We start from the raw sequence: 2,371 nt of genomic DNA on the forward strand, positions 1-2,371 counted from the left end.
ACTGGCGCCTCTCTGATGTGCGAGGGTCTCGCGAAGGAATGTTACGACGTGGGGTGCGAGCGGGATCATTTCTGCTCTCCGGCGAGGAAGCCCTCTGCGGCCACTGCAATATCGCGCAGGAGCTCCGGAGTGGCCTCGAGGTACCAGTACGTGGCATAGATGTTCGCGTGCCCCAGGTACGTCGCGAGGGCCAGCATGTGCTGTCCGACGCGGTCCCGCCCTTCAGAGCTCGCCTCCAGCGCACGGACTGCGAACGTGTGCCTTAGCTCATGTAACCGGGGACTGTGACCGTTGAACGTGACGCCAATGCCGGCGATTTTCAGCAGCTTCCGGAACGTCCAGTAAACAACCGTGTACCTGAGCGGGTGACCGTCGTCATCAACAAACGCATGGTCATCGCCCGGGTGTGCCAGTCGCCGTAGCGTCAGATATTTCTGCAGACCCTCCGTCGCCGTCTCGTGCAGAGGAACCAGACGGCTCTTCTGGAATTTGCTCCTTCGAATGACGAGTCCGTCGGACGTAATGTCAGCAAACCGTAGATTCAGTGCTTCGGAGACGCGCAGACCAGTGGCGGATAGCAGAGCGATCAACGCCGCATATGTGTGTGGTCGCAGTGCGCTGGCAGGCCCGAGATTCATCGCAGCGTCGATCAGGCGCTCGATGTCAATCTGTGTGTAAATGTACGGAGGCCGTCGGGTCTTTCGGTAGCCAATGTAACGTTCCGGCGGTAGCTCATGGTTCTGATCTTCGATGGACAGATACCGGGCGAACCTGCACACGGTCTTCAGCCGCGCGTCACGCTGGGCCACCGACGCAGCCTCAGTTGCCCAGTCGATCGCAGTCTGTGCGCGGACGTGCGTTTCACCGCGATTGACTGCAAAGCGCGCGAAGCTGCGCAGCAGGTATTCCACGTTCGACAGCTTGAAGCCCGCGGCACGACGCGCCGCGAGATAGGACTCCACGGCGGGCATCATTTCATCACCTCTGGCCAGGGCTGGGCGATCTGCTTGAGCAATGCGAAGTCGACTTTGGCGTAGTAGGCTGTGGTGTCGATACGGCGATGCCTGAGGACCATGCCGATCTGGTCGAGGGGAAGACCGTGACGCAACATCTCGGTCGCTGCTGTGTGTCGCAGCAGATGTGCACCTTTGGCCGGTGAATTTACCTTGGCCCGCTTGAGCGCGCGTTTTACTACCGAGGAAATGCCATCGCCCGAAACAAACGGTCTGAACGGAGCAATGTTGCGTACGAAGACGCGGTCACCTCCTGTCACTCGGGATCGGGATTCGAGATAACGCAGGAGTGCCTCACCAGCGTCTTGGGGCAGCGGTAGTCGAACTTCATAACGCCCCTTGCCCGAGACCCGCAGCGTCCCGGTTTCCCACTCAATGTCTCTCATTCGAAGGTTTGCGAGGTCGCCCGCACGCACCCCGAGTTGCACAAGTAACAGAATGATCGCGCGGTCGCGACGTGCTCGAACTGATTGGCCATCGCAAGCGGCAATCAGACGGTGAACATCGTCAGGTGCAAGACACTGGGGGAATGTCGACAGGCGCCAATGCGCCAGTGTGGGAACTGCTTGATCGAGACCGGCCCGACACAAGCCGTGAACACACAGATAACGCAGGAAGGCCCGCGCGCTGGTGACCCGCTTTTCAGCGGTACCGGCACCACAACTGCTAACGCTGTCCAGCAGGAACGTGCGTACGCGCTTTGGATCCCATCTGCTGACATCGTCCCCAAGCGACTCGAGCATTGTCGTTGCATCGCGACAGTAAAGCCGAAGTGTTGCGGGCTTCGCACCCCGATGCTTTTGCATCCAACGCCGGAAACCGCTAACGATCGCGGGTTCGCAAATCCCAACACTTGCAGGAATCCCGGCTTCACAGACACCAATCTCGACCAGGTATTCATGAAAGCGCTTTGCGCCGAAGTAGACATGATGGTTTGCTTTACCTCCTTTTGCATCTGGACAACTGCACGTTGGAAGATGTCGACGGAAGATTTCCAACATCTGCGGACCTACCTCAACCAGCGCTCTGCCACTCATCAGCATGAAGCGGCCCAGATGATCGGCGGCCCGTATGTACCGCACAGCGCTCGCCGCTGAATATCCATCCCGCTCCAGCGCATCAGCAAAGCCGTCAATGAAGACGCCGGCCGGTCCTGTACGCAAGCGCCTCAATGTCTTGGGTGCTACCAGGTATGTGTCTAGCATCACGTCCTCCTGTGATGATTGCCCGTTAAAGCCAGACCACGATAGCAACGGAGGGACGTGTTTTAATGGGGAGTAAAAATACAGGATTGTTCGGTCTGTCGAGCCGAACATGGTTTCGGACTCCCTGTTATCCAGGACTCCCCATAACACACG

Annotated in this window: 2 protein-coding genes; both read right to left on the reverse strand. The window is 58.6% G+C overall.

Annotated elements, in window-relative coordinates:
- Nucleotides 1-65: 65 nt before the first annotated feature.
- Nucleotides 66-974, reverse strand: a complete 909-nt coding sequence (locus AB4Y34_RS41410) for a tyrosine-type recombinase/integrase (RefSeq protein ID WP_368719251.1) — start codon at nt 972-974, stop codon at nt 66-68.
- Nucleotides 971-2,371, reverse strand: a 1,401-nt coding sequence (locus AB4Y34_RS41415) for a site-specific integrase (RefSeq protein ID WP_368719252.1), incomplete at its 5' end; no start/stop codon positions are given. The genes AB4Y34_RS41415 and AB4Y34_RS41410, both read right to left, overlap by 4 nt.

The organism is Paraburkholderia sp. BR10954 (genome assembly GCF_040965775.1).
Taxonomy (GTDB): domain Bacteria; phylum Pseudomonadota; class Gammaproteobacteria; order Burkholderiales; family Burkholderiaceae; genus Paraburkholderia; species Paraburkholderia youngii.